Raw genomic sequence first — 24091 nt, 5'->3', positions numbered from 1 at the left:
TAGCTAGCGGGGCGGCTAACTAGCGAGTCGTAGCTAGCCGAGCTTCTGATCTATGCCGGCAACGGCATCCGCCGGAGAGGTCTGACCACCGAGCACTTCAGCAAGGGCTGCGTATAGGGCGTTGGCGGTCTCGAGGTCATACCCGTTGTCGGGCGGGAGAACGATCGCCGGGGCAGTCTCCAGGAGCGAAGTGAGCGACGCGGTGCGCGAGTCGATGTCTTCGCCGGATGCCGCCGAGAGTGTCATCGGAGTGAGTTCTGCTCCGATGAATTGCTGAACGTTCTCGTCGCTGTTGAGCAACGCGAGGAACTCTGCTGCCTCATCCTGTTTCGTGCTCTTGGCATTGACGACGTAGCCGGTGACAACACCGATCACGCTCTCCTGGTTTCCTTCGCCGGGCATGGCGGGGAGGTTGACGTAGTCGAAGTTGAGGTCGGGTGCCTCGTCGATTGCCCAGCTGACAAGCCAGGAGCCAATGGCATGCATGGCGGCTTTGCCCTGGAAGAACAGTTGCGCGCCTTCGTTGTCGTCAACCGCATTCACGCTTTCGTTGACGCAGCTGTGGTCGGCGAGTTCTTCGACGTAACCGAAGGCTTCGACCCACTCCGGGGTGTTGAAATCGGTTTCGCCGGCGAGAGCTGAGCTGTAGGCGTCCTCGCCCACAACGCGCGACGTGAGGTGGGCCAGCCAGTTACCTGCCGCCCAGAGATCTTTATTGCCCGAGGCGATGGGGATGATTCCCTCAGCATCAAGGGCGTCGCACGTGGCGAGCAGTTCGTCCCAGGTGGTGGGCGGGGTGAGTCCGGCATCCGCGAAGAGGTCTTCGTTGTACCAGAGCACGTTGGTGACGTCGGCCGAGTGAGGCACCATCGCGACGGCACCGTCGACGGTGAGCGAGGTGAAGACTTCGTCGTCGAAGAGGCCAGCGATGGGGCCGGAGGTCACGGCATCGGTGAGGTCGGCGGCAAAACCATCAGCGGCACGCTGTTCGAGCCGTGCGCCTGCCCACTCGAAATAGATGTCGGGAGCGTTGCGGCCATTGAGCAGGTTGGGCAGCCCAATGGTTTGGTACAGATCGTCGTCTTGGTAGTTCATTTCGACGGTCACGTCGGGGTTGGCGGCCTCGAACTGGGCGGCAACGTCGTCCCAGACGCGAATCTGGGCTTCTCCGGGGGAGCCCATGGCGATGCGGAGTACGTTGTCGTCGGAGCCTTCACCGCCGGCAGAACAACCGGTGAGGATCAGGGCTGTGGCGCTGAGGGCAGCGACAGTAGCGAGAGTCTTCTTTCTCGTGACGGGCATGATCATTCCTTTGCTGTAGGTGATGCAGTGTCGGGTGATGCAGTGCGGGGTGGAGCAGGTGGAGCAGGTGGTGCGGGTGGTGAAGCCCCGGCGGCAACGAGCTCCGCCAAAGTCATATCGAGCAGGTCGCCGAATACTCGGCGGCGAGCGGCGCGGAGCGCATCGAGGAAAGGACGAAGCCGCGCGGGGCCGTCGGTGGTGAGCTGGCCTGCCGCTGCGAGCTGCGCGACCTCGACGAGAGCGTGAGCCCCCACGCGGAACGATTCGAGCCAGGGGCGAACTTCGTCAATGAGAGGTTGGTTAGTGACGGGACCGTCGAGCAAGCGGTCGGCGCTATGCACCATCGAGTCTGCAATCGTGAGCAACTCGGATGCCGCAGCGACGGGGTCGCCATACTCCGACTCAAAAGTGAAGCGTTCGAGGGCCTCGCCCAGGGCGGGAGCATCGTCAGCAGAGAGGCACGAGGAGCGAACAGTGTCGGCAAAGACGCTGAAGTCTTCAGCGTTTTCGGGACCGACGACATCCAGAATCGCTTGCTTCCAGCTGGCCTCGGGATCGTAGCCTGTGGGGTCGCGCAGGTAGTCGGCGATCGTTGCGAAGGGAATCTTGGAAGACTCGAAAAGCTCCATACCGTTGGCGATGATGCCGGTTGAGAACCGGTGTAACTCCGGGTCGCGGCCACGATACGGGCCGATGTGCAGCTCATGGCCCATGGCGACATCGTTCACGGGATAGTTGTCCCAGTAGGTCGCGGGGCGACCTGTCGCGCGAGCGAAAACGGCGGCGTCGGTGAGATCGAGGGTCGCCGAGCAGATGGCGCGGCCCGTCCAGAAGAGGTCGATGCGCGGGTCAATGCCGAGCCCGAGCCGGCTGATGTACTCCTCGTCGCCGTATCCCCAGTACTGCGTGGGGCACACGGTGAGCTGAGTGCTCGAGTCAAACTTCGCGAACACGCGGCCAACGACCGATTGGTGGGCGGTGACGAGATCGGGGAAGGCCGCTCTATCCGCTGGATGCTGCAGCCGGGTGGGAATGTCATCCAACAACAGGCCGAAGCTGGTGACGCCCAGTTCGCGCACGGAGCCGAACTTAGCGAGCAGCATCTCGATGTCGTCATCGCTGGAGTACTTCATCGTGAGCCCGGGGGAGAGGCAGTACATGAAAGTCATGTCGTGCGTGGCACAGCGCGCAATGAGTTCGGCCAGGCGCTCAAGCTCGGAACCTTCGTAGGGGGTGCGCCAGTCGTGACGCACGAGCGGGTCGTCTTTGGGGGAGTATACGAAGGTGTTCATGCCCCGCTCCCCGAGAAAATCGATCAGGTTGAGGCGCTGTTCATGGCTCCAGGGCGCGCCGTAGAACCCCTCGATAACGCCGCGGACGGCGAAGGGCGAGGGGATGGCGCCGCCCCGAGAGCTAGTGGTCATGGTGTCGTTATCCGGCCAACGAATTGGTGGTTGCTGAGATCTCCGCTGGCCGTGTTGCTGCTTTCGTAGACATCAGGAATCACCCCGGCATCGACAGAAAGCTGAATGGCTTCGGCCATCACGGCGTTCAGAATTGCTGCTCCCACCACAGTAGAGGTCGCGGAGACCCGGCTGCCTAGGCCGGCGATGTCGACAGCAGCATCACCGACGGCGCCACCGTTGTCGATCACGACGGTCGCGAGTTCGTGGAGTCGCGGCAGTGTGGTGGGGCGGGCCTCTGGGGAGGTGGCGTGGTTCAGGCTGGTGATCGCGATGACGGGGGTGCCACCGGCCATCGCCAACTGCACGAGCTCAGAAGTTACGGCGTTGCTACCCGAGTTAGATGCCACGATCAACACGTCATCGGGGGCGATGGGGTGATCGCGCAACAGCGCCGCGGCGAGGCCGGGCAGGCGCTCGAGCGAGGTGCTGAGCAGAGCGCTCGTGTGCAGCATGAGGCCCTCGAAGAGCAGGGGCTTCACGTTGACGAGACCACCAGCACGGTAAAACAACTCCTCCGCCAGCATGTGCGAGTGGCCAGTACCAAATATGTGGATGGTGCGCTGGGCGACAAGAGCGCGAGCGACGATTCGGGCGGCGGCAAGAATGTTGCCGCCTTCGTCGGTGCGCAGCCGCTCGACGAGCGTCGTGGCGACATCCAAGTAACGAGCAGCGGGCGAGTGCTCGTCGAGGGTGGTGGGGCTCGGGCTCGGGTGAGTCATGCGAGGTTTCCTTCTTTCCACACGTGGATGAGGCTGCGATAAAGATTGTCGGTGTCGCCCGTGCCGATCAACAGCGCGCCTTCCAGCGCCGAGCCATCGGCGGGACGGAACGACATACCTTCAGCGGCGAGGTGCTCGACGAGGCGAGCGAAAAGCAGAGTGTTGGGGCCGAGCAATTTGCCGCCGAGCGCGAGCGGGGCATCCGCTGCCACCCAGTCAACGGCAACGCGTGCGGTGAGAAAAAGCTCGCGCGCGGCTTCCTCCACGATGTTGTTGGCAACGGCATCTCCGTCGCTTGCCGCGGCGAGAACCGAGCGCGCGAATTGAGAAATGCGATTGACCGGGCGGTGGGCACTATGAAGTCGGGCCGCGAGATTGCTGAGTCCGTCAAACTGCTCGGCGGCTCGAGCACTGAGCGCCGTTTTTTCTCCGCGGCCGTCACCGGCACGAAGTACCGCCGAAATTCCGCGGCTGCCGAGCCAGAATCCGCCGCCAGAGTCGCCCAAGAGGTAGCCATCACCATCGACCGTGTGCGTTTCCCCGTTCTCGCGCACGGCGAGGCACGCGACGCCCGTTCCCGTATTGAGCGAGACGCCCGCCTCGGCAGACAGGGCGCCGGCGTGGGAGGTGGCAGTGTCATTGGCGATCCACACTTCGCTGGCCCCCGTGGTCGTAGCCACCAATTCGGCTAGGCGTGAAAAGGAGGCAGCATCCGCCGGAACAGTCGTCAGCCCCATGATTACGCGGTCAACCGGGGCGAATTTGCCATGGCCCCACGCCACAGCGACTGCACCAGCGACGGACCGCATGGTGTCGCCTTCGAGACGGCTGACGCCATCCACTTCAACGGTGCCCGGCTGTGCGCTGCTTTTGAGCCGGATGCCAGACTGGCCGCCATCGACAGCGAGCACGCGAAGCATTAGCTTTTCCGAGCCTGATCTGAAGTGAACGCTCCGCCGGAGACCTGCGCGGTGAGCTGGTACTTGTCGCCGCGGTAGAAACAGTTGGCGATCATGATGATGTTGCCCCGTGCGTCGGAATCGACCATCCGAATGCGCAGGCAGGCCTGGTTCTCGCTGATGGTGAGCAGCTCGCGCACACGCTCGTCGGGCAGCACGGGCTCGATCGACACGTTCGCAGCACCGGGAGCGATGCGGTATCGGTTGCTCAAGAGTTCGTAGAGCGAGCCGCCGAGATCGCTGCCGTTGATGCCGGGAACGAGGGCTTGGGGAATCCAAACGGTCTCGACGGCCATTGCCTCGCCACTGCCGAGGCGCAGTCGCGTGAAACTAACTACAAGGTCGCCAGGGGTGATGTGCAGTTGGGCGGCGATAGCGGAATCGGCGGGAGCCACGCGATAGGCGAGCAAGCGTGCGCTCGGCTCGAGGCCACGGTCGCGCATGTCTTGTGAGAACGAGGTGAGCCCGAGCAATCGAACGAACGGCTGAGGGGTGACGTAGGTGCCGGAGCCGTGGCGGCGTTCGACCAAACCTTCGGCCACAAGGGCATCGACGGCGCGACGAATGGTCATGCGGGCGACACCCCAGCGGGCGCTCAAGTCGCGCTCGCTCGGGAGGCTCTTGCCGACCTCTGTGGAGGCCACGAGCTCCCGCAGGCGTGCGCGAAGGGTGTGCCGGGTTGACTCTTCTACGACTGTCACCCTCTCATTGAAGCCCATTTTGAGGGGAGCGGTAAAGAGCCGAGTAGACCAATTTGGGGTACATTGTGTCGTAACATTCTCGAAACATCCCGCTAGCTGCGCCCTTTGAGTAGGCGAATATTGCTCTTTATTGGGTCCGCTTAGACCACTGGAGCCGGGTTGGGACGTGGTCAATGTAGACCAGTTGACGCGACCGCTAGGGTGAATCCATGAGCAACATTCGGCCCGCGGCGCTCCATGATCTTCCCGGCACCTATCGTGTGTGTCTTCAGACTGCGGATGCCGGGGCCGACGGCAGCGCACTCGTCGAGAATCCTGACCTCCTGGGCCACGTCTACGTGGGCCCGTATCTGGTCGGTGCCCTCGATCTTGCGTTCGTCATCGCGGACGAACTCGGAGTCGCCGGCTACGTTCTGGGAGCCGCCGATACGCGCGAATTCGAACAGTGGCAAGAGCGGGAATGGTGGCCGATATTGCGCGAACAGTATCCGGCAACTGCGGGCAGTTCGCTCGACGACGAACTCATCGCGCACCTTCACACACCGGTGAAGTCGCCGGCAGCGGCGGTCGAACGCCATCCCGCCCACCTCCACATCGATCTACTGCCGCGCGTGCAGGGCACAGGGGCGGGCCGAGCAATGATGGAGACACTCTTTGCGGCGCTTCGCGCTCGCGGAGTGCGCGGCGTTCATTTGGATGTTGGCGAAGACAACCACAATGCGATCTCGTTCTACCATCACCTCGGCTTCGTTGAGCTGGCTCGCGGCACCGACTCGATCTACCTGGGAATGGAACTGTCATGATCCTGCCTGAATCGACAGCAACCCCGCTTCGGGGCGGCCCGACACTGCGTTGGGGCGTTCTCGCTCCCGGTGGTATCGCCACCGACTGGGTCGCGGCGATGCACGCGAACACCGATCAGCGGGTAGTCGCTGTGGCGTCTCGCTCGGCCGATCGCGCCGCCGAGTTCGCCCACAAGCACGGCATCGAGCGCAGTTATGGCAGCTACGACCAGCTCGTTGCTGACCCCGACGTCGACATCGTCTACATCGCCGCGCCCAACGTGTTTCACCAGCCTCTGGCGCTGCTTGCGATCGCCGCGGGCAAGCACGTTTTGATCGAGAAGCCTCTCGGTATCGATGCCGCTGACGCCCAAGTGATTGTGGATGCCGCCCGCGCCGCTGGTGTCTTCGCCATGGAAGCCATGTGGACCCGCTTCTTGCCGCAAACCACGATCGTGGCGCAACTGTTAGCAGCCGGCGAGCTCGGAGACGTGGCGATGGTCACGGCAGATTTCGGCGCCAACTTTGGCGAACCATCCGGTCAGCCCGTCTTCGACCCGGCGATGGGCGGCGGTTCGCTTCGCGACATCGGCATCTACCCGGTCTGGTTTTCGCAGTTTGTGCTCGGCGCCCCCAGCGCAGCAGTGGCAACGGGGCGGATGCTCGCGAGCGGTGTCGATGCGCAGGCGGCCATGATTCTCGACCACGCCACCGGTGCCCAGGCGGTGTTGCACACCACGATGCTCGCCGACACCCCCACGGAGGCCCGCATCAGCGGCACGCGCGCTCGAGTCGAGGTGCGCACGCCGTTCTATGCGCCGAACGGGTTCGCGTTTGTGCGCGATGACGAACGCACCGAGTTCACGGATCGCACAGGGTTGCGGGGCCGCGAGGGGCTCGCTTTTCAAACGACGGCGATTGCGGCGCACGTTGCGGCCGGACGAACGGAAGCGCCCGAGCATCCGCTCGATGCATCGCTCAGCGTGCTGCGCACGCTTGATGGGCTGCGGGCGCAGGTAGAGGCTGCGGGGTAGCCCAGCTTCAGAGGCGACCGCGGGCAGGGTCACATTGGTCCGCGCATAAAGAGCCCAAGGCGGGCCGTGCCGGTTCGGCGACACGACCCGCGCGGCAGGCTAGGCGGCCGCTTTCGCGCGCGACAGGTCGATGAACAGGTCGGTGTTGAACTTGTACGCGGCGAGCACTTCGTCAATGACTCGGTCGCGTTCAGCGTCATCCCACTCGACAGCATCAAGCTGATCGCGGTACGTGATTTTGAACTCTTTGGGCTTGGCAATTTCGTCGAACAGGTAGAAACCGACGCCGTTGGTGTCGAAACCGAACTGGCGTTGCATGATGGTGCGGATGACCTGACCGCCCGACAGATCGCCGAGGTAGCGGGTGTAGTGGTGGGCGATGAAGCCACCGGCCCAGTTTTGGGCGGCGATTTCGCGCACGCGAGCGGCGTAGGCGGCGGCGGTCGGTAACGCAGTGATCTTGTCGCGCCAGTCGGCGCCGATCAAGAACTCGAGGTCTGCTTCGATCGCGGGGAGGCGGGTGAGCTGCGACGTGATGAACGGCGCCGCCTCGGGGTTGGTGGAGAAGTGGTCGGCTGCCGCTTCAATCGCTTCATAAATGAAGTAATGCTGGGCAACAAGCGCAACGTAGTCTTCGCGTGTTCCCTTGCCCGTCATGAGGTCTTTCATGAAGTCGGCACCCTCGCTATCGCCGTGGCTCGACCAGGTGCGCTCGCGAAGTGCCTGCGAGAACGGAATTACTGCCACGGGGTCTCCTAGCGAAAGCGGGGTTAGGTGACCCTCACTCTAGCGAAGGCGAATTGGGCGAAACATCATCCGAAAGTTGGGTCTTCGGCGGGACTGTATCGTGAGCAGGTGAGTGCAACTGAACAGCCCCGAGTGCTGGCAACGACGAAGCAATGGCTGGCGCTCGGCGTACTGATGTTGCCGACACTGTTGGTGTCGATCGACAACACCGTGCTCAGTTTTGCGCTGCCGAGCATTGCCCGCGACCTGCGCCCGAGCGCGGTTGCCCAGCTGTGGATTGTTGACGTTTACCCCCTGGTCTTAGCCGCGCTGTTGGTCGGGATGGGTAATCTCGGCGATCGCTTCGGTCGCCGCCGTTTGTTGCTCATCGGCGCCTCGGGGTTTGGCATCGTTTCGGTGCTTGCGGCGTTTGCTCCGGATGCGACCACTCTTGTTCTCGCTCGCATTCTGTTGGGCGTCTTTGGCGCGATGCTGATGCCGTCGACGTTGTCGCTGCTTCGCTCGCTGTTTGTCGATCGCCGTCAGCGCCGGCTCGCGATCGCGATTTGGGCCGCCGGGTTCTCGGCCGGTTCGGCCATCGGGCCGCTCGTCGGGGGAGTGTTGCTGGAGAACTTCTGGTGGGGCTCGGTATTTCTCGTCGCCGTGCCGTTCCTGCTTCCGCTGTTGATCTTCGCGCCCATCTTGATCCCTGAATCGAAGGATCCCGCCCCGGGACCGTTCGACTGGGGCAGCATCATCTTGTCGATTCTCACGCTCGGGCCGGCCGTCTACGCCATCAAGGAGCTCGCCACCGAGGGCGTGGGAGTGCTGCCCATTGCCCTTTTGGTAGTCGCCGCGCTGTCCGGCACTTTCTTTGTGCGCCGCCTGCTGGGGCAGACAAACCCCATGCTCGATATGCAACTGTTTCGAGTGCCCTCGTTCAGTGGTGCCGTGCTCGTGAATCTCGTGAGCGTCTTTTCGCTGCTCGGCTTGCTCTTCTTTCTCACCCAGCACCTCCAGCTTGTGGAAGGGCTGAGCCCCTTTGACGCGGCCCTCGCCCTGACCCCGGGCATCCTCGTGATCATCGTGGCTGGGCTAGTGGTGGTGCCCGTAGTGCGCTTTGTACGGCCGGGCTATCTGATGGCGGGTGGCCTCACGCTGTCGCTGCTCGCGTACGGTTTTATCGCGTTGACCGGCAGCGAAGCCACGGTTCTGAGTTACATCATCGCGTTCTGTGTTCTCGGTGCCGGTATTGGTTCGGCCGAGACCCTCTCAAACGACCTGATCATCTCGAGCGTTCCGCCAGACAAGGCGGGAGCGGCATCCGGAGTCTCCGAAACCGCGTACGAACTGGGCGCTGTGCTGGGCACTGCGGTGTTGGGCAGCATCCTGACCGCGTCGTATCGTTCAACGATCGAGATTCCACAGGGGGTCGCGCCTGGCGATGCAACAGCGGCCCGCGAAACGTTGGGCGGCGCGGTAGAAGTCGCCTCGACTCTGCCCGCAACGACCGCCGAAGAGCTGCTTATTTCGGCGCGTCACGCCTTCGATTCGGGAGTCGTCACCACCTCGTGGGTGGCCGTAGCGCTCATGGCGGTGGCGATTGCGATCACTCTGGGGACGTTGAGGTCAGTGCGCAGCTAACGCGGCGATTGGTCGTACTTCCCCGTTAAACACTGACGCCGGTAGCCCGACTGTCGGCTCCGATGCCCACGACAAGCAGCACGACGGCCGCGGCGAAGTGCAGAACATTGTCGGCCGGATTGATCGCCAAGATATTGAACTCCGAGCCGACGAGAAGCAGCCCCGCGAAACCGAGAACGAGAAAAGTGAAGCCGAGGCCGGCGTTGACCGCACGTGATGCGGCCCGATGTGAGAGCGCTGCCAGCACCAGAGCGGCACCTATCACTATGTGGATAACGTTGTGGAAAACGTTGAGTTGAAAGAGATTGGCGAGCAGCCCGCCCTCGGTGGCGAAGAAGCCGACGCCGTTCGTAACGGTGAAACCGAGTAGCCCGAAGAGCACAAAAAATGCGCCCACAATCGCGCCGAGCATGCGGTTAGGTGATCGAGTCATGAGTACTTCCCCCTTGCGCACCCTAGGTAAGTGCGCGATCGTGCTCTCTATTGGTACTCCTAACCGGGGGCATTTGGCTAGGGGAGCGCCGGGTGAAACATAACGCGTTGTGGCGGATGCCGCAGCAACGCTAGCTGTGAGGTCGAGCCTCGACACCCAACTTTTCACACGCGGCGTCGTACAGTTTCACGATCTCATGGCGGATCTCGGCGCGCTCGGTGATCTCGGTGCTCCACGGCACGGTCACGTGATGCTCGATGCCGTCGACATCCGAATACTGCCACGTGCCCTCGGTGCCGTCGAGCGACACCATGGCCGCTGAAATGGCGGCAGATTCCGCAAACGCACGAACGATGAGCAGATTGTCATCGTTGTGGTCGCTATTCATGTGGGCGAGGACGGCGGACACGATTTCTGCGCTGAAGGTGATCACGGGTCTACGCTAGCTGGGAGTTGAGTTCTTTGGGTTGAGGCATACCCTCTAGGGGTATAGCGTGGCGTTCATGGATCACTCTCACCATGTCGCTCAGTTCCGCCGGCTTTTCTGGATAATGCTGGTGATGGCAATTCCGGTTGCCGGCTTCAGCATGATGTTTGCGCAGATCCTGGGGTACTCGCTGCCCGATGTCGCGCTCCTTCACTGGATCTCGCCGGTTCTCGGCACCGTCATGTACTTCTGGGGCGGCAAGCCATTCCTCACGGGCGGTTTTTCTGAGTTGAAAGCCCGTAAGCCGGGAATGATGCTGCTGATTTCTCTGGCGATCACCGTCGCGTTCGTTGCATCATGGGCATCCACTCTCGGCCTCATCGCGGCCGAGCTCGACTTTTGGTGGGAGCTCGCGCTACTCATCGTTGTGATGCTGCTCGGTCACTGGGTCGAGATGCGGTCGCTGGCTCAGACCTCCAGCGCGCTCGACTCTCTTGCCGCTTTGCTTCCGGATGAAGCGGAGAAGGTTAAGGGCGACGACTTCGTCACCGTGCCGCCGGCTGACCTCGTGGTGGGCGACGTCGTCATCGTGCGCCCCGGCGGACGAGTGCCCGCCGACGGCGAAGTGATTGACGGTTCAGCCGAGGTGGATGAGTCGATGATCACCGGAGAGTCGCAGCCGGTTAAGCGGGGCCTGGGCGACCGCGTCGTGGCGGGAACCGTTGCGACCGATAACTCGATCCGGGTGAAGGTCACCGCGATTGGCGAGGACACGGCGCTCGCGGGCATCACGAAGCTCGTCGAAACGGCGCAAAGCTCGTCGTCACCCGCGCAGCGCATCGCCGACACCGCGGCGGGCTGGCTGTTCTGGTTCGCGCTCGGTGCTGCAGCAATTACCGCTACGGTCTGGACTCTTGTCGGCAGTCCCGACGATGCCATCGTGCGCACCATCACCGTGCTCGTCATCGCCTGCCCGCATGCTCTCGGCCTCGCCATCCCGCTCGTCGTCTCCATTTCTACGGAGCGGGCGGCTCGTGCCGGAGTGCTCGTGAAAGACCGCCTTGCCCTCGAAACGATGCGCAAGGTCGACACCGTTCTCTTCGACAAGACGGGAACCCTCACGAAGGGCGAGCCCGCCGTCACGCACGTTGTGGCGGTCGGGGATGCGAGTGAAGATGACGTTCTTCGACTCGCAGCGGCAGCGGAAAACGACAGTGAGCATCCGCTGGCCAGGGCGATTGTGACCGCCGCGAAGGAGCGCGAACTCGAACGAGTAGGCGCCTCCAACTTCAGTTCGTCGAGCGGTGTTGGCGTCGAAGCTACTGTCGATGGCGCGACGATCAGTGTTGGAGGGCCGAGCATGTTGCGCCAGCACAACCAGCAGCCCGTCGGCGTAACAACCGAGTGGGCGGATGCCGGCGCGATCATTCTGCACGTGCTCTCTGGCGGTCACGTGATCGGGGCAATTGGGCTCGCAGATGAAGTGCGCGAAGACTCGCGCCAAGCAATCGATGCGCTGCACGCGCAGGGCGTCACGGTCGTGATGATCACTGGAGACGCGGATGCCGTTGCTCAGTCAGTAGCCGCCGAACTCGGCATCGACCGGGTGTTCTCGGGCGTGCATCCCGAAGACAAAGCAAGCAAAGTCGCCGAACTGCAGAAGGCAGGCGCCACCGTTGCCATGGTCGGTGACGGCGTGAACGATGCGCCGGCCCTTGCGCAGGCGGACGTCGGAATCGCGATCGGCGCCGGAACTGACGTAGCAATCGCTTCCGCCGGCGTCGTGCTCGCGAGCGACGACCCGCGCTCAGTGCTTGCCGTGATCGAACTCTCGCGCCGCAGCTACGGCAAGATGCGCCAAAACCTGTGGTGGGCTGCCGGCTACAACCTCCTCGCAGTGCCCCTCGCTGCTGGCGTGCTTGCGCCTATCGGCTTCGTGCTGCCCATCTCGGTGGGCGCGCTACTCATGTCAGCCTCGACCGTTGTTGTCGCGGCGAACGCGCAGCTGCTGCGCCGCCTCGACCTGCGGCCCGAGGCGGTTATCGCCAAGGACTAACCAGCGGCCGAGCTCTCACAGTGCGCGCGCTTCGGCGTCGCTAGCGCTTCGAAAGCGCTTCGACAGCGCTTCGACAGCGCTGTGGTTTCGTCGCCAGGGTGGTTTCAGGATTGGGGAGGGCAGTCCGTGGAATCGAAATCGTCGGGTTCTGCGCCGATGCTGTTCAGTGCCTTTGTGAGGACCGCGAGTTCGTTCGCGTCGAGACGGTCGAGCACGCGCCGACGGGCGCTGTCGCGGTGGCTGGGCCAGGCCGCTTTGAGGCGTTTCAGGCCGACGTCGGTGAGTACGACATCCGCGCCCCGACCGTCGCTAGCGGAGCGTTCTCGGGCGACAAGCTCGAGGGCTTCGAGGCGGTTCACGGTGCGAGTCGCGCCGCTGATGGTCATCGATAGCCGGGTGGCGACTTCGTTGATGCGCAGGCGCTGGCCTTCTGCCTCAGAGAGGTAGGTGAGGGCGAAGTAGTCGGTGAGAGGCAACTGCTGGTCGCGCTGAAGGTCGGCATCGAGCACGCGCGGTACGACGCTAATCGCCCGCGAGAGTGCCTGCATTAGAGCCTTTTCGTCGCGGGTCATGCCGTTGTTGTGGTGAGCCATAACGCAATTGTACTTGATCAAGCAAGTAAGTGTTATAGTTGCCCAGTCAAGTAAATTCTCACCGGGCGACAGGCTCGAGATCGGTAAGGGCGAGACCATGAACGAACACGAAAGCGCGACCGCGGTAGTAACGGGCGCGGCGAGCGGGCTCGGCAAAGACATTGCCGAGGAGCTCGCAGCGAAGGGCTACACCGTGTACGGAACGACGCTCAGTAGCGAGCCGGCAAGTGGCAACCCGCGCATTGTTCTCTCCCGCGTTGACATCACGAACCCTGATGCCGTGCGTATCTGGGCCGCAAATGTTGCGGCCAAGTCGGGGGGAAAGGTCAACCTGCTCATCAACAACGCGGGCATCCTGACCCCAGGCCCGCTTGAGCTTGTGCCTCTTGACGCGATTCGCCAAGAATTCGAAGTCAACACCTTCGCGCCGCTCACTGTTGTCAACGCGTTCCTGCCGCAGCTGCGTGCAGCTCAGGGGCGAATCGTTCAGATCAGCACCATTTCGGCCGCATTTCCGATGGCGTTCAACGCGCCATCCGCTGCCTCCAAGATCGCCGTTGAAGCTCTGATGAAGGCGTACCGCACCGAACTTCACCGCTTCGGGGTTGAGGTCACGATTATCCAGCCCGGCAGCATGCTCACGGGAGGCCCCACCAAATCGGCCGCTCTCCTCGGCGAACTCACGAACACTCTCACCGATGACCAGCGCGAACACTACGGCGAAGCTCTTGCCCGTTTTGCGGCTGGGTTCAACGACGGCCAAGCGAAGGGCCTCACTTCGGCGGCCGCAGCAGTCGAAGTTGTTGACATCGCCGAACGCACCCCTGCCCCCAGCACCGCCACGATCGGTGACGACGCTGCGCAGCTCGTGCAGTTCCTTAGCTCATCAACCCCCGAGGAGCAGGACGCCCTGCGTCTCACTCTCGCCTAACCAACACCGCCTAACCCATCCCCCCATAGAAAAGGAAACAGATCATGATTGAAGCAGTAGACCCCACCGACGAGCGTGCCGTTCGCAACAAGAACAACCTCATCGACTTTTATGAGCAAGCCATCAACCAGAAGAACTCGGTTGAGGCGGCAAACAAGCTCGTCGCCGACGAATACATTCAGCACAACCCGCTGCTGCCGGATGGCGCTGCCGGGCTCGGTGCCACCTTCGCTGCTCTCACGGCTGAGCGCCAGAACGCGCGCGTCGTCATCCACCGCATCATTGCTTCTGGCGACTGGGTGTGGGCACACGTTAACTTCCTCAACCTGTACAACGATGACGCTGACGACCTGGGCGTGGCCGGCGTCGACATTTGGAAGATGGATGCCGACGGCGTTGCCCTCGAGCACTGGGATGTTCTTCAGCCCATCACGGCCGCGGTTAGCCCCGTCAACGGTCACGGAATGTTCTAACCGAACCCTGTTGCGGCAGTGCGCCGCGGATGTTGGCCTCGGTCGAACACCCGGCGTACTGCCTCTCTGTCTAAAATCTTTACCTCAGAATTGGAGCCCTCATGGACTACGGTCATCCGTTGAAATTCGGCGCATTTGTGACACCCGCGAATGCATCGCCGCAAGCACCCGTCGAAACGGCGCAGCTCGTGGAGTCTTTGGGCTTCGATCTCGTCACCTTTCAGGACCACCCTTACCAACCCTCGTTCCTCGACACCTGGACGTTGATCTCGTACGTTGCGGCGAGAACTGACCGCATTCACATCGCGCCGAACGTCATGAATGTTCCGTTGCGTAATCCCGCTGTTGCGGCGCGAGCGGCGAGCAGCCTCGACCTTCTGTCGGGCGGGCGCATCGACATGGCGTTGGGGGCGGGAGCGTTCTGGGATGCTGTGGTCGCCATGGGCGTTCCGCGGCTGACTCCCGGAGAATCGATCACCGCGCTCGAAGAGGCGATCGACATTATGCGGGGAATCTGGGATGCCGGAAATCGGCAACTTTTGCGCTTGGATGGCACCGTGCACAGCGTTCGCGGCGCTCAACGCGGGCCGCTCGCAGCCCACGATATTCCGATCTGGATTGGCGCTCTCAAACCGCGCGGCTTGCGCCTCATTGGTCGCAAAGCCAATGGCTGGCTGCCGTCGCTGGGGTATCTCCAGCCCGGAGACTTCGCACGTGGCAACGCCACCATCGACAAGGCTGCAGTGTCGGCCGGCCGCGATCCTCGCGAAATTCGCCGGCTCGCCAACATCACCGTTCCTCAGACTGGTCTGGATGGCTGGGCTGAGCAGCTTGCAACGCTGGCTTTAGAAGACGGTGCGAGTACGTTCATTCTCGCCAACGACAGCGCGATGGTCTTGCAGCTCTTCGCCGAAGAAGTGATGCCTGCGGTACGCGAACTGGTCGCGACGGAGCGCGCCCGCACGGGTCTTGAGCCAGCCGAAGTGAAGAGCGCCGCAGCGGTCGCCGCGCGGCGAAGTGGGATTGACTATGACGCTGCGCCCGAGGGCGTGCGCGTTATCGAGCCCGGTGACTACAACTTTTCGAGTGTGAAATCCACCTACATGCGCGGCGGTTCCCCGGGTCTGGTATTGCAGCCCCGCACTGTGGAGGAGGTTGTCGAGAGCGTCGAGTTCGCTCTCACTCATCGCCATCTTGAACTTGCTGTGCGCAGCGGTGGCCACGGCATCAGCGGACGGAGTACCAACGATGGTGGCCTGGTCATCGATCTCAAAGAACTGAACTCGATCGAGATTCTCGACCGCGAAGCGAAGACCGTACGCATCGGGCCGGGCGCTCGGTGGGCGGATGTCGCGACCGTCTTGGGCGACGAAGGCTGGGCTTTGAGTTCCGGCGACTACGGCGGAGTAGGAGTGGGTGGGCTCGCGACGGCGGGTGGCGTCGGCTGGCTTGCGCGCCAACAGGGGCTCACGATCGACCATCTCATCGCCGCCGACATCGTGTTGGCCGATGGCTCGCTCGTGCACACCAGCGCTGAAGAGAACCCGGATCTGTTCTGGGCCATCCGCGGTGCCGGCGCCAACATGGGAATCGTCGTCAGCTTCGACTTTGTGGTGGAGGAAGTCGCCGACATCGGATTCGCCCAGCTGGGTTTCGATCCCGGAAACATGCCGGAGCTGCTCGAGCGGTGGGGTGCTGCGATGGAGGAAGCTCCCCGCGACCTCACGACCGAGCTTGCGATCGTTCGCCAAAACTCGGCGCCGTACGTTGGCGTCAACGTCTTGGGCGCTGTGGCATCAGACGAGCCCGACACCATCCTGAACTGCCTCCAACCGCTCGCCGAAATTGCGCCCCTCACCAGTCAATCCGTTCAGCTTTTGCCGTACAGCGCGCTGATGGGCAATGCCAGCCCGGCACCACATTCCGGGCGGGGCGAACCCGTTTCCGCATCCGGCCTCATCGAGCACCTCACGCCTGACGTTGCCGAGGCGTTGGCGCGCTTCATCGAAAGCGGGGCCAGCACGTTCATCCAGATTCGCTGCGTCGGCGGTGCCGTCTCAGATGTTGCGGCGGATGCCACGGCCTACGCCCATCGGTCAGCAAACTTTGCGATCAGTGCGGGCAGCTCCAACGCCCAACGCCTCGCCAAAGAGTGGGCCAAGGTGAAGCCGTTCCTCAGCGGAACCTACCTGAGCTTCGAAACATCGCTCGACCCCGAACGAATCCACGATGCCTTCCCGCCGCCGACACTCTCGCGTCTTCGCGACATCAAAGCGCGCGTTGACCCGCAGGGGCTGTTCCGCGACAACTTCTCGGTGATTCCGGCGGCGCAGGCCTAACGCCGCCGGATGACGCGGTCACGCGAGTAGCGTGAAGCTCGGGGCTGCGTGCGAAATCACACTGCCACTCGCCTGGTGCCGGATAATCCTCGACCGGCGACAGGGGGCCCAGCTTTACGAGGCCCTGTTAGATCAGTGTGGTGAGAACTCCACCATCTGCGCGAACCGCCGCCCCGTTTGTTGCTGAAGACCGGGGGCTGGCTAGGTAAAGAGCAAGGTTGGCAATCTCAGTGGGGTCGATGAACCTCTGGAGAAGAGAGGTTGTGTTGCCGCCAATGATGGCGGCTTTCATGTCGTCTGCGGAGATCGCCTGTGCCTCAGCGATCTCGTTGACGGCGTTTGCCACCCCGTCGGAATAGGTTGGTCCTCCGAGGATCGTGTTGACCGTCACGTTTGTGCCGCGTGTGAGCTTCGAGAGTCCGTTGCTCAGGGCGAGGTTTGCCGCCTTAGAGAGACCGTAGTGGACCATGTCCGCCGGGATGTTCACTCCCGACTCGCTGCCGATAAATATGATCCGACCCCAGTTTTTTGCGATCATGCCGCCCAGTGCGTGCCGCGAGAGCCGCACGCCACTCATGACGTTCACCTCGAAATAGTGTTGCCACTCTGAGTCGGGAATGTCGTGGAAGGGCGACAGCTCAAAGAGCCCGACATTGTTCACCAGAATGTCGATGTCGCCTAGCTGCTCGAGTAGGTTCTCGGTCGCAGTGGCGTCACTGAGGTCGGCGACGATTCCGGAGACGGTTCCACCCGGCTCGGATGCTCGGAGCTGGGCAACTGCTTGGTGAAGCTTGGCTTCGCTCCGCCCATTAATCGTCACGTCAACACCCTCAGCGAGCATCGCCTGGGCAATCGCGTAGCCGATTCCTTGAGTCGATCCGCTGATGAACGCCTTCTTGCCGCTGAGTTGCATATCCACAATTTCTCCTGCTCTCGATGAGTAACGACGAGCCCGTTTCACTTTCCCAAGCAAGTGAAACTGATCCTGATTGACTTTCTCGGTAAAGTCAAATTGCGGTGACTTCCTTCGATTTCAGGTAATCTTCAGCCATGACAGATATCAGCCCTGCGTCAGCTTTCGACGATGAAAAGCTCGAGACCTGGGCGGCGTTGGCGACGCTTCTCGAATGGCTGCCAGCCGCCCTCGACTCCCAGATGCAGCGCGACTCCGATCTCACGCACTTCGAATACGGCATCATGTTCGCGCTCTCGGACGCTGCTGACTGCACCCTCCGGATGAGTACGCTCGCTACCTATTCGAACAGCTCGCTGTCGCGGCTTTCGCGGGCGGTTGCGCGGCTAGAGACCAAAAATTGGGTATGCCGCGTTCCCGACCCCGGCGATGGCAGATACACGCTTGCAAGCCTGACTGATCGCGGCAGAGAGAAGGTCGAACAGGCAACCCCCGGCCACGTCGACCTCGTGAGCCGCCTCGTCTTCGACACCCTGACGCCGACGCAAACCCGGCAGCTGCACAACATCAGCCTACGAATCACCTCAGCTATCCGCGCCGATGGTAGCTGGCAGCCATGATGAGGCGCGCCAGTTCAAGTGATTGTCAGCTGGAGTTCTGCTCTTTCTGATGTTGAGTCGACAGAGCAGCCGGACATCGATGTCGCAGTCTTATCCGTCGTTCTGCTCCGCATTGGCCGGTGTGTGGGTCGGGAAGTCTGTCTCTCCGATGCCGCCGGGTCCGTAGAAAGCTTCAATAAACCCACGCGCTTCAGCGACCAGTTCGCTTGCGGTGATCTGAGCAGAAGATCGAGCCACAGTGAAACCGTACGTTCCTCCGGCTGGACCGTTGAGCCAATTTAAGTCGTAACTCATTGCTCCGCCCGGTTGAATTCGCTCGCTGATTCGGAACAACTCACCCCGAATCTCGACTTCGAATGAATCCATTACGCGATTCTAGGCTCGATAAGCGCGAGCTCGACCCGGCAGCCACGCGAACGCCGTTGCGATTAACGGCCGGTGACCTGCTGAAGCGGTACTCATTGCACTAGATAATGCTATATTTGTATAGCATCCAGAGGAGGATTCCATGCCGCAAATCAATCTCCGCGTTGACGATGAGACGGAGCATCGCCTGCAGAACTTGTCTGCGCGCACTGGCCGGTCGAAAACTTTTTATGCGACCGAGGCATTGACGCAATACCTGGACGAGAACGAAGACTACCTCCTGGCGAAAGATGCGCTAGAGGAATTCACTCAGTCCAATGACGATGCGATCGACCTTGCTGACGTGGTCTGGCCTGCGTGAGCTACGCGATCAGATTCACTCCGAAGGCAGCGAAGCAGGTTACAAAACTTGATCCCACGGCAGCGAAGCGCATCCGTGGCTTTCTTGAACAAAAACTTGCGCGCCTCGACAACCCGCGGTTGCTCGGCAAAAAGCTCGTGAACGAGGAGTTCTGGCGTTACCGAGTCGGTGACTACCGCATCCTCACAACTATCGACGACGATCAGATTCTCATCCTCATCGTTGAGGTTGCACACCGTCGCGAGATCTATAACAAGCTCTGAACACAGAAGCACTCTACGAAGACGCCTAGACGAAGAGTTCGGTCGCGCGAGGGGTGCATCACCGCACGTTTTAGGCGTACCCAAAAACAACTGTTGGCACCCACCGACGAGGATGGATGCCAACAGTCTGCTGGGGGAGAACTAGCGGCCGAGCCAGCCGCCATCCACGTTGAGGATGGCGCCCGAGACGTAGTCGGAGGAGCGCGAGGCGAGGAACACGGTGGCACCCGCGAGGTCGCTGCCGACGCCCCAGCGACCGGCGGGGATGCGGTCGAGGATTGCCTTCGAGCGGTCGGGGTCGTCTTGCAGGGCCTGGGTGTTGTCGGTCGCGATGTAGCCGGGGGCGATCGCGTTCACGGTGATGCCCTTGCCCGCCCACTCATTCGAGAGTGCCTTCGTGAGGCCGGCGATGCCCGACTTCGCTGCCGTGTAGCCGGGCACGTTGATGCCTCCCTGGAAGCTGAGTAGCGATGCCGTGAAGATGATTTTGCCGCGGCCGCGCTCAATCATCGAGCGGGCGATGGCCTGCGTGAGCGTGAACTGGCTCGACAGGTTCACCTGGATGACCCGATCCCACAGCTCGGTGGGGTGGTCGACGGCGGGGGCTCGCTCGATGGTTCCGGCATTGTTGACGAGGATGTCGACGTTGCGGGTCGAGAGAGTCTCGCCCAGCGCGGCGACGGCATCCGGGTCGGCGAAGTCACACGCGATGCCCTCGAAAGTGCGGCCATACGAGGTGACCGCCTTCTCGATGTCGCTGCCCGAAGCTTCGATCGTGGCGCTGACGCCAATGATGTTCGCGCCGGCGGCGGCGAGTGCCTCGGCCATGGCGAAGCCGATTCCACGGCGTGCGCCGGTGACGACCGCGGTGGTTCCGGTGAGGTCAAACATGCCGTTCATGGGGTTACCTTTCTCTGTCGTGCTCACTTTTGGCCCGCGACATCCACGAGAATCTTCATCGCTTTGCCGGCGGCAAGGTCAGCGAAAGCTTCGCTCGTCTGCGAGAGCGGCACAATGCGCGTGATGAGCAGATCGGCCGGGATGACGCCGCCATCAAGCAGTTCAATGGCCTTTTCGAAGTCGGTGCGCTGGTAGACGCGCGCTCCCATAATCGTGAGTTCGCGCCAGAAGACGCGCTGCAGGTTGATCTCGCGAGGCGTGGGGTGGATGGCGACAACCACGAGGGTTCCGCGCACCTTCGCGAGGTCGGTGGCGCCGAGCACAGCAGCCGCCGCACCGGAAACTTCGAAGACCACGTCGGCACCGGCATCCGCGGTCCACTCGTTGACCCAGGCGACCTGGTCGACCTCGAGCGGGCTGAGGGTCGTGAAGCCGAGGGCGTCGATCTGGGCACGGCGGGCAGCATCGATTTCGATTACGGCAACTTCGGCGCCAAACTCGCGCGCGACGGAGGCGATGAGAACACCGATGGGGCCGCCACCGATAATCACGGCCTTGTCGCCGGGCTTCACGCCCGAACGGCGAACATCGTGCACGGCAACAGCGGTGGGTTCGACGAGCGCAGCGTGATCGAGGCGCAGCTCGGGCGGCAACGCAACCAGCGTTTCGGCGGGAACGTTCCACTTGCCCTGCAGGGCGCCGGGGGAGTCGATGCCGATGAAGTCGAGGTTCTGGCAGATGTGCTGGTTACCGGCGAGGCAGGCGGGGCAGGTGTTGTCCCACCAGAGCGGCATGACCGTGACGTGGTCGCCGACGTTCCAGCCGTCAACGCCGTTGCCGAGAGCGGAAATGGTGCCACTCATCTCGTGACCAAAGGTCAAAGGCAACTGCACGCGGGCATCCATATTGCCGTGCAGGATGTGCATATCGGTGCCGCACAGACCGTTGTAGGCGACCGCAATTTGAACTTCACCGGCGGCCGGAGGCTTCGGTTCGTACTCTTTGACCTCAAGGCGTTGCTCGCCTACATAACTCACGCTCAGCACTGGTGCGCTCCTTTGCGATTAGTGGTGCGCTCGGGTCGAGTGGGAGCCGGATGCCGGAATGCGGCCCGTCTGAAGCACTGTTTCCCTTGCGCCTATTTCTGCGTCATACTAGCATGATCAAACGATTGTTCACGAGTATCTACAGAAGGCTGAACAGCAATGACTGACCACCACGGCGCACCAACGGAGTCTGCGCCACTGGACCGCCCCCTCGAGGGAATCCTTGTTCTGGACTTCAGCCAATTCTTGGCCGGACCGGTCGCAGCGATGCGTCTCGCCGACCTCGGTGCCCGCGTCATCAAGATCGAACGCCCCGGCACGGGAGACATCGGTCGCACCCTCGCTTTCGCCGGTCGCGAGTTCGACGGCGACACTGTTTCGTTCCACGCGATGAACCGCAACAAGGAGTCGATCACCGCTGACCTCAAGGTCGCCGACGACCTCGCCTACGTGAAAGAGCTCGTCGAACGTGCCGACGTGATCATCCAGAATTTCCGCCCCGGCGTAATGGAGCGCATCGGGCTCGACTTTGAATCCGTGCGCGCCATCAACCCCGGCATCGTCTACGCCAGCGCGACCGGCTACGGCGAAGAGGGCCCGTGGAAGGATCGCCCCGGGCAAGACCTGCTCGCTCAGTCGATGTCGGGCATCCCGTGGCTCAACGGCTCGAAGACCGACGGCCCCGTGCCGGTCGGGCTCTCGATCGCCGACCACCTGATGAGCTGCCACATCGCCCAGGGAGTCACCGCGCTTCTCGTGCGCAAGTTCCGCACCGGCAAGGGCGGCCTCGTGCAGACCAGCCTGCTCGAAGCGATGCTCGATCTACAGTTCGAGCTGCTGAGCACCAAGCTCAACGACGACAGCATCACGGTGCAGCGCCACGGTGAACACTCGGCTCATGCTTTTCTCGCCGCGCCGTACGGCACCTATCCCACCACTGATGGTTACATCGCGATGGCCATGAATCCGCTGCCGAAACTGGGCGACCTGCTCGGCATTGCAGAACTCAGCGCCATGCTCGACCCGCAGCTCGCCTGGGATCGCCAAGAGTATGTCGAAGAGGTTCTTGCCGCGCACTTCGCGACCGGCACCACCCAGCAGTGGCTCGACATTCTCGATGCCGGCGACGTGTGGTGCGCTCCCGTACTCACGCTCGACGAACTGCTGGCCTCGGGCGGCTTCGAAGCGATTCGGATGACGCAGCCCGTCAGCCGTGGAGGCAACGACCTGCTGACCACCCGCAGTCCCATCCGCGTTGACGGCCAAATTCTCACGAGCACTAAAGCGGCCCCGACTCTCGGAGAAGACAACGACAGCGTGCGGGCCGAGTTCCCGTCGCGCGCTGCTGCTGCCGCCGGTGCCGCTCCCGCCAGCGCTGCCGGCACCGCTCCCGCCGCAACCGCAACAGCTTCCGCAACCGCAACCCAGGAGGCCTCCGCATGAGCCCGACCGTCATCCGCGGAATGACCTGGGAACACGAGCGCGGCTACGGCAGCGTCGTGAAGGCGGCTGAAGCGTATCGCTCGGTTGCTCCCGATGTTGAGGTGCAGTGGGAGTACCGCTCACTGCAGGCTTTTGCCGACCAAGATCTGGAGAGTCTGGTTGAGCAGTACGACCTGCTCGTGATCGATCATCCGCACATTCCGGTTGCGGCGGAAGACAACCTCTTCACTCCGCTGAACGGGCGCGGCTTTGACATTGAGTTGGCCACGCTGGCAACGCAGTCGGTGGGCCGTTCGCACGAGTCGTACCAACACCTCGGCCAGCAGTGGGGCCTCGCGCTCGATGCTGCCGCGCAGGTCGCCGCGTACCGCCCCGACCTTCTCGAGGCACCGCCGCGCACCTGGCCCGAGGTGATCGCGCTCGCCGAAGAGGGCCGGGTGCTGTGGCCGTTCAAGCCGGTTGATGCGTACTCGAGCCTCATCACGATTGCCGCAGGACTCGGCGAAGACCCGATGGCGACGCCCGGTGTTTTCCTCTCCGAAGACGTGCTGACCCGTTCGATGGAGTTGCTCACGCGCCTGGCCCGCTTGGTGCCCGCTGACAACGCCGGCTTCAACCCGATTCAGGTCGCTGATGTGCTCGCCGAGAGCGACACCTTCGCGTACTCGCCGTTGCTCTTTGGTTACACGAACTATTCGCGTGCCGGCTACCGGTTGAATCGCGTTCAGTACATCGACATCCCGAGCTCGACGCGGGGCCTCGCCGGTTCGCTGCTCGGTGGCGCTGGAATCGCTGTCTCGTCGCGCAGCCAGGTCATGGATGCCGCGATCGCGCACGCCTTCTGGCTCGCCTCGGGCGACGTGCAAGAGAGCTCGTACTACGACGGTGGCGGCCAGCCCGGCAATGCGGTCGCGTGGGAAAGCGCCCGCACCAACGCCGATAGCCTCGACTTCTTCACCGGCACGCGCGCAACGCTCGAAGGCGCCTACATGCGCCCTCGCTTCGCGACCTACATCGAACTGCAGAATGCGGTCTCCCCGCTCGTGACCTCAGCCCTTCTGGGCGAAATCACAATCGCTGAACTACGCGAACGCCTCGATGCGGGCGTCGCAGAATGGCTGGTGCGCTGATGCTCACGAAAGACCGCTGGTATGAAGACCACGAGGTAGGGGAGCGTCGCGAAACCGTCGGCCGCACCATCACCGAAGCCGACATCGTGCTGCACGCTGGCCAGACCGGCGACTTCTTTCCGCACCACATGGATGCCGAATGGATGGCAACGCAGCCGGCCGGTCAGCGCATCGCCCACGGCACGCTCATCCTTTCCGTCGCGGTGGGAATGACGGCCGGCGACATCAACCCGCAGGCCATGAGTTATGGGTATGACCGCATCCGCTTCATCCGCCCCGTCTTTATCGGCGACACCATTCGGGTGACGGCGGAGATCAACGAGATGTCGTTGCATGCGAAGCGATCGGAGGAGGCGGGCTACCTGCACGAGCTGGTGACGGTAACCAACCAACATGGTGACACCGTGATGGTGCTGACCCACCTGTATTTGGTCAATCGACGTACCAGCGAGTAGTTGCCCGAA

At 62.6% G+C, this 24091-nt stretch carries 26 protein-coding genes; 13 read left to right on the top strand and 13 right to left on the bottom strand.

Translation table 11 applies throughout. The annotated features are described in order from the left end of the window. Nucleotides 1-33: 33 nt before the first annotated feature. The 5 genes from ESZ53_RS09345 to ESZ53_RS09325 are packed head-to-tail and all read right to left on the bottom strand — an operon-like array spanning nucleotide 34 to nucleotide 5147. On the bottom strand, nucleotides 34-1302 hold the full coding sequence (locus ESZ53_RS09345) for an ABC transporter substrate-binding protein (protein WP_129072577.1): 1269 nt from the start codon (nucleotides 1300-1302) through the stop codon (nucleotides 34-36). 2 nt (nucleotides 1303-1304) lie between these two features. Then, on the bottom strand, nucleotides 1305-2726 hold the full coding sequence (locus tag ESZ53_RS09340; protein ID WP_129072576.1) for a beta-N-acetylglucosaminidase domain-containing protein: 1422 nt from the start codon (nucleotides 2724-2726) through the stop codon (nucleotides 1305-1307). Beyond that, the gene (locus ESZ53_RS09335) at nucleotides 2723-3487 is read right to left on the bottom strand and encodes a sugar isomerase domain-containing protein (RefSeq protein WP_129072575.1); all 765 of its coding nucleotides are present in this window, start codon (nucleotides 3485-3487) and stop codon (nucleotides 2723-2725) included. The genes ESZ53_RS09340 and ESZ53_RS09335 overlap by 4 nt, the downstream gene beginning before the upstream one ends. Next, nucleotides 3484-4407 carry an N-acetylglucosamine kinase gene (locus tag ESZ53_RS09330; RefSeq protein WP_129072574.1) on the bottom strand — a complete coding sequence of 308 codons (924 nt, stop codon included), beginning with the start codon at nucleotides 4405-4407 and terminating at the stop codon, nucleotides 3484-3486. The genes ESZ53_RS09335 and ESZ53_RS09330 overlap by 4 nt, the downstream gene beginning before the upstream one ends. Then, entirely contained in the window at nucleotides 4407-5147 is a 741-nt protein-coding gene (locus ESZ53_RS09325; protein ID WP_246837279.1) for a GntR family transcriptional regulator, read from the bottom strand. Before ESZ53_RS09325 ends, ESZ53_RS09330 begins: the two co-directional genes overlap by 1 nt. Before the next feature lie 209 nt (nucleotides 5148-5356). On the opposite strand from ESZ53_RS09325, the gene ESZ53_RS09320 reads away from it, so the two are divergent. After that, entirely contained in the window at nucleotides 5357-5950 is a 594-nt protein-coding gene (locus tag ESZ53_RS09320) for an N-acetyltransferase (RefSeq protein WP_129072573.1), read from the top strand. Beyond that, nucleotides 5947-6963, top strand: a complete 1017-nt coding sequence (locus ESZ53_RS09315; protein WP_129072572.1) for a Gfo/Idh/MocA family protein — start codon at nucleotides 5947-5949, stop codon at nucleotides 6961-6963. Before ESZ53_RS09320 ends, ESZ53_RS09315 begins: the two co-directional genes overlap by 4 nt. Nucleotides 6964-7062: 99 nt before the next feature. Here the strand turns inward: ESZ53_RS09315 and ESZ53_RS09310 are convergent, their stop codons facing one another. Then, on the bottom strand, nucleotides 7063-7710 hold the full coding sequence (locus tag ESZ53_RS09310) for a heme oxygenase (biliverdin-producing) (RefSeq protein ID WP_129072571.1): 648 nt from the start codon (nucleotides 7708-7710) through the stop codon (nucleotides 7063-7065). A 108-nt stretch (nucleotides 7711-7818) separates the two neighbouring features. Here ESZ53_RS09310 and ESZ53_RS09305 point away from each other — a divergent pair, with 108 nt between their 5' ends. Further along, nucleotides 7819-9333, top strand: a complete 1515-nt coding sequence (locus ESZ53_RS09305) for an MFS transporter (protein ID WP_246837278.1) — start codon at nucleotides 7819-7821, stop codon at nucleotides 9331-9333. A 25-nt stretch (nucleotides 9334-9358) separates the two neighbouring features. Here the strand turns inward: ESZ53_RS09305 and ESZ53_RS09300 are convergent, their stop codons facing one another. Both ESZ53_RS09300 and ESZ53_RS09295 read right to left on the bottom strand, forming a co-directional pair. Continuing rightward, the gene (locus tag ESZ53_RS09300; RefSeq protein WP_129072570.1) at nucleotides 9359-9766 is read right to left on the bottom strand and encodes a DUF4383 domain-containing protein; all 408 of its coding nucleotides are present in this window, start codon (nucleotides 9764-9766) and stop codon (nucleotides 9359-9361) included. Between the two features lie 130 nt (nucleotides 9767-9896). Then, nucleotides 9897-10199 carry a DUF2470 domain-containing protein gene (locus ESZ53_RS09295; RefSeq protein ID WP_129072569.1) on the bottom strand — a complete coding sequence of 101 codons (303 nt, stop codon included), beginning with the start codon at nucleotides 10197-10199 and terminating at the stop codon, nucleotides 9897-9899. A gap of 70 nt (nucleotides 10200-10269) precedes the next feature. Between ESZ53_RS09295 and ESZ53_RS09290 the strand changes: the two genes are divergently transcribed. Beyond that, a complete protein-coding gene (locus ESZ53_RS09290; RefSeq protein ID WP_129072568.1) occupies nucleotides 10270-12249 on the top strand; it encodes a heavy metal translocating P-type ATPase in 1980 nt (659 codons plus the stop codon). A gap of 104 nt (nucleotides 12250-12353) precedes the next feature. Here ESZ53_RS09290 and ESZ53_RS09285 read toward each other — a convergent pair whose 3' ends face one another. After that, nucleotides 12354-12842, bottom strand: a complete 489-nt coding sequence (locus ESZ53_RS09285; RefSeq protein WP_197122529.1) for a MarR family winged helix-turn-helix transcriptional regulator — start codon at nucleotides 12840-12842, stop codon at nucleotides 12354-12356. Nucleotides 12843-12939: 97 nt separating this feature from the next. On the opposite strand from ESZ53_RS09285, the gene ESZ53_RS09280 reads away from it, so the two are divergent. From ESZ53_RS09280 to ESZ53_RS09270, 3 genes are all read left to right on the top strand, one after another. Beyond that, a complete protein-coding gene (locus ESZ53_RS09280; RefSeq protein ID WP_129072567.1) occupies nucleotides 12940-13773 on the top strand; it encodes an SDR family NAD(P)-dependent oxidoreductase in 834 nt (277 codons plus the stop codon). A gap of 44 nt (nucleotides 13774-13817) precedes the next feature. Next, a complete protein-coding gene (locus tag ESZ53_RS09275; RefSeq protein ID WP_129072566.1) occupies nucleotides 13818-14246 on the top strand; it encodes a nuclear transport factor 2 family protein in 429 nt (142 codons plus the stop codon). Nucleotides 14247-14347: 101 nt separating this feature from the next. Beyond that, on the top strand, nucleotides 14348-16585 hold the full coding sequence (locus ESZ53_RS09270) for an LLM class flavin-dependent oxidoreductase (protein WP_129072565.1): 2238 nt from the start codon (nucleotides 14348-14350) through the stop codon (nucleotides 16583-16585). Between the two features lie 127 nt (nucleotides 16586-16712). Here the strand turns inward: ESZ53_RS09270 and ESZ53_RS09265 are convergent, their stop codons facing one another. Then, entirely contained in the window at nucleotides 16713-17498 is a 786-nt protein-coding gene (locus tag ESZ53_RS09265) for an SDR family NAD(P)-dependent oxidoreductase (RefSeq protein WP_129073568.1), read from the bottom strand. A 137-nt stretch (nucleotides 17499-17635) separates the two neighbouring features. On the opposite strand from ESZ53_RS09265, the gene ESZ53_RS09260 reads away from it, so the two are divergent. After that, nucleotides 17636-18118: a MarR family winged helix-turn-helix transcriptional regulator gene (locus ESZ53_RS09260; RefSeq protein ID WP_129072564.1), complete on the top strand. Its 483-nt coding sequence runs from the start codon at nucleotides 17636-17638 to the stop codon at nucleotides 18116-18118. A 90-nt stretch (nucleotides 18119-18208) separates the two neighbouring features. Here the strand turns inward: ESZ53_RS09260 and ESZ53_RS09255 are convergent, their stop codons facing one another. Beyond that, nucleotides 18209-18484, bottom strand: a complete 276-nt coding sequence (locus tag ESZ53_RS09255; RefSeq protein WP_010204459.1) for a hypothetical protein — start codon at nucleotides 18482-18484, stop codon at nucleotides 18209-18211. 142 nt (nucleotides 18485-18626) lie between these two features. Between ESZ53_RS09255 and ESZ53_RS09250 the strand changes: the two genes are divergently transcribed. Then, nucleotides 18627-18845 (top strand): TraY domain-containing protein, encoded by a 219-nt coding sequence (locus tag ESZ53_RS09250; protein ID WP_010204458.1) that lies wholly within the window; start codon nucleotides 18627-18629, stop codon nucleotides 18843-18845. Next, nucleotides 18842-19108, top strand: coding sequence for a type II toxin-antitoxin system RelE/ParE family toxin (locus ESZ53_RS09245; protein ID WP_129072563.1), 267 nt, complete (start codon nucleotides 18842-18844; stop codon nucleotides 19106-19108). Before ESZ53_RS09250 ends, ESZ53_RS09245 begins: the two co-directional genes overlap by 4 nt. Before the next feature lie 141 nt (nucleotides 19109-19249). Here ESZ53_RS09245 and ESZ53_RS09240 read toward each other — a convergent pair whose 3' ends face one another. Then, nucleotides 19250-20008, bottom strand: a complete 759-nt coding sequence (locus ESZ53_RS09240; RefSeq protein ID WP_129072562.1) for an SDR family oxidoreductase — start codon at nucleotides 20006-20008, stop codon at nucleotides 19250-19252. 23 nt (nucleotides 20009-20031) lie between these two features. After that, a complete protein-coding gene (locus ESZ53_RS09235) occupies nucleotides 20032-21054 on the bottom strand; it encodes a zinc-binding dehydrogenase (protein ID WP_129072561.1) in 1023 nt (340 codons plus the stop codon). 159 nt (nucleotides 21055-21213) lie between these two features. Between ESZ53_RS09235 and ESZ53_RS09230 the strand changes: the two genes are divergently transcribed. From ESZ53_RS09230 to ESZ53_RS09220, 3 genes are read left to right on the top strand one after another with little or no spacing between them, the layout of a single operon-like run. Then, nucleotides 21214-22497 carry a CaiB/BaiF CoA-transferase family protein gene (locus ESZ53_RS09230; RefSeq protein ID WP_129072560.1) on the top strand — a complete coding sequence of 428 codons (1284 nt, stop codon included), beginning with the start codon at nucleotides 21214-21216 and terminating at the stop codon, nucleotides 22495-22497. Next, nucleotides 22494-23627, top strand: coding sequence for an extracellular solute-binding protein (locus tag ESZ53_RS09225; RefSeq protein ID WP_129072559.1), 1134 nt, complete (start codon nucleotides 22494-22496; stop codon nucleotides 23625-23627). Before ESZ53_RS09230 ends, ESZ53_RS09225 begins: the two co-directional genes overlap by 4 nt. Then, nucleotides 23612-24082 carry a MaoC/PaaZ C-terminal domain-containing protein gene (locus tag ESZ53_RS09220; protein ID WP_129072558.1) on the top strand — a complete coding sequence of 157 codons (471 nt, stop codon included), beginning with the start codon at nucleotides 23612-23614 and terminating at the stop codon, nucleotides 24080-24082. Before ESZ53_RS09225 ends, ESZ53_RS09220 begins: the two co-directional genes overlap by 16 nt. Nucleotides 24083-24091: the final 9 nt, after the last annotated feature.

The organism is Salinibacterium sp. UTAS2018, assembly GCF_004118935.1.
GTDB lineage: Bacteria > Actinomycetota > Actinomycetes > Actinomycetales > Microbacteriaceae > Rhodoglobus.
This window is presented reverse-complemented; position numbering and strand designations above follow the sequence as displayed.

Excerpts from the sequence above, each read along its gene's own strand:
- ESZ53_RS09290 (WP_129072568.1), top strand. The coding sequence starts at position 10,270 with ATGGATCACTCTCACCATGTCGCTCAGTTCCGCCGGCTTTTCTGGATA.
- ESZ53_RS09250 (WP_010204458.1), top strand. The coding sequence starts at position 18,627 with ATGCCGCAAATCAATCTCCGCGTTGACGATGAGACGGAGCATCGCCTG.
- ESZ53_RS09315 (WP_129072572.1), top strand. The coding sequence starts at position 5,947 with ATGATCCTGCCTGAATCGACAGCAACCCCGCTTCGGGGCGGCCCGACA.
- ESZ53_RS09330 (WP_129072574.1), bottom strand. The coding sequence starts at position 4,407 with ATGCTTCGCGTGCTCGCTGTCGATGGCGGCCAGTCTGGCATCCGGCTC.
- ESZ53_RS09275 (WP_129072566.1), top strand. The coding sequence starts at position 13,818 with ATGATTGAAGCAGTAGACCCCACCGACGAGCGTGCCGTTCGCAACAAG.
- ESZ53_RS09225 (WP_129072559.1), top strand. The coding sequence starts at position 22,494 with ATGAGCCCGACCGTCATCCGCGGAATGACCTGGGAACACGAGCGCGGC.
- ESZ53_RS09260 (WP_129072564.1), top strand. The coding sequence starts at position 17,636 with ATGACAGATATCAGCCCTGCGTCAGCTTTCGACGATGAAAAGCTCGAG.
- ESZ53_RS09240 (WP_129072562.1), bottom strand. The coding sequence starts at position 20,008 with ATGAACGGCATGTTTGACCTCACCGGAACCACCGCGGTCGTCACCGGC.
- ESZ53_RS09340 (WP_129072576.1), bottom strand. The coding sequence starts at position 2,726 with ATGACCACTAGCTCTCGGGGCGGCGCCATCCCCTCGCCCTTCGCCGTC.
- ESZ53_RS09280 (WP_129072567.1), top strand. The coding sequence starts at position 12,940 with ATGAACGAACACGAAAGCGCGACCGCGGTAGTAACGGGCGCGGCGAGC.
- ESZ53_RS09255 (WP_010204459.1), bottom strand. The coding sequence starts at position 18,484 with ATGGATTCATTCGAAGTCGAGATTCGGGGTGAGTTGTTCCGAATCAGC.
- ESZ53_RS09230 (WP_129072560.1), top strand. The coding sequence starts at position 21,214 with ATGACTGACCACCACGGCGCACCAACGGAGTCTGCGCCACTGGACCGC.
- ESZ53_RS09285 (WP_197122529.1), bottom strand. The coding sequence starts at position 12,842 with ATGGCTCACCACAACAACGGCATGACCCGCGACGAAAAGGCTCTAATG.
- ESZ53_RS09270 (WP_129072565.1), top strand. The coding sequence starts at position 14,348 with ATGGACTACGGTCATCCGTTGAAATTCGGCGCATTTGTGACACCCGCG.
- ESZ53_RS09220 (WP_129072558.1), top strand. The coding sequence starts at position 23,612 with ATGGCTGGTGCGCTGATGCTCACGAAAGACCGCTGGTATGAAGACCAC.
- ESZ53_RS09300 (WP_129072570.1), bottom strand. The coding sequence starts at position 9,766 with ATGACTCGATCACCTAACCGCATGCTCGGCGCGATTGTGGGCGCATTT.
- ESZ53_RS09320 (WP_129072573.1), top strand. The coding sequence starts at position 5,357 with ATGAGCAACATTCGGCCCGCGGCGCTCCATGATCTTCCCGGCACCTAT.
- ESZ53_RS09265 (WP_129073568.1), bottom strand. The coding sequence starts at position 17,498 with ATGCAACTCAGCGGCAAGAAGGCGTTCATCAGCGGATCGACTCAAGGA.
- ESZ53_RS09345 (WP_129072577.1), bottom strand. The coding sequence starts at position 1,302 with ATGCCCGTCACGAGAAAGAAGACTCTCGCTACTGTCGCTGCCCTCAGC.
- ESZ53_RS09335 (WP_129072575.1), bottom strand. The coding sequence starts at position 3,487 with ATGACTCACCCGAGCCCGAGCCCCACCACCCTCGACGAGCACTCGCCC.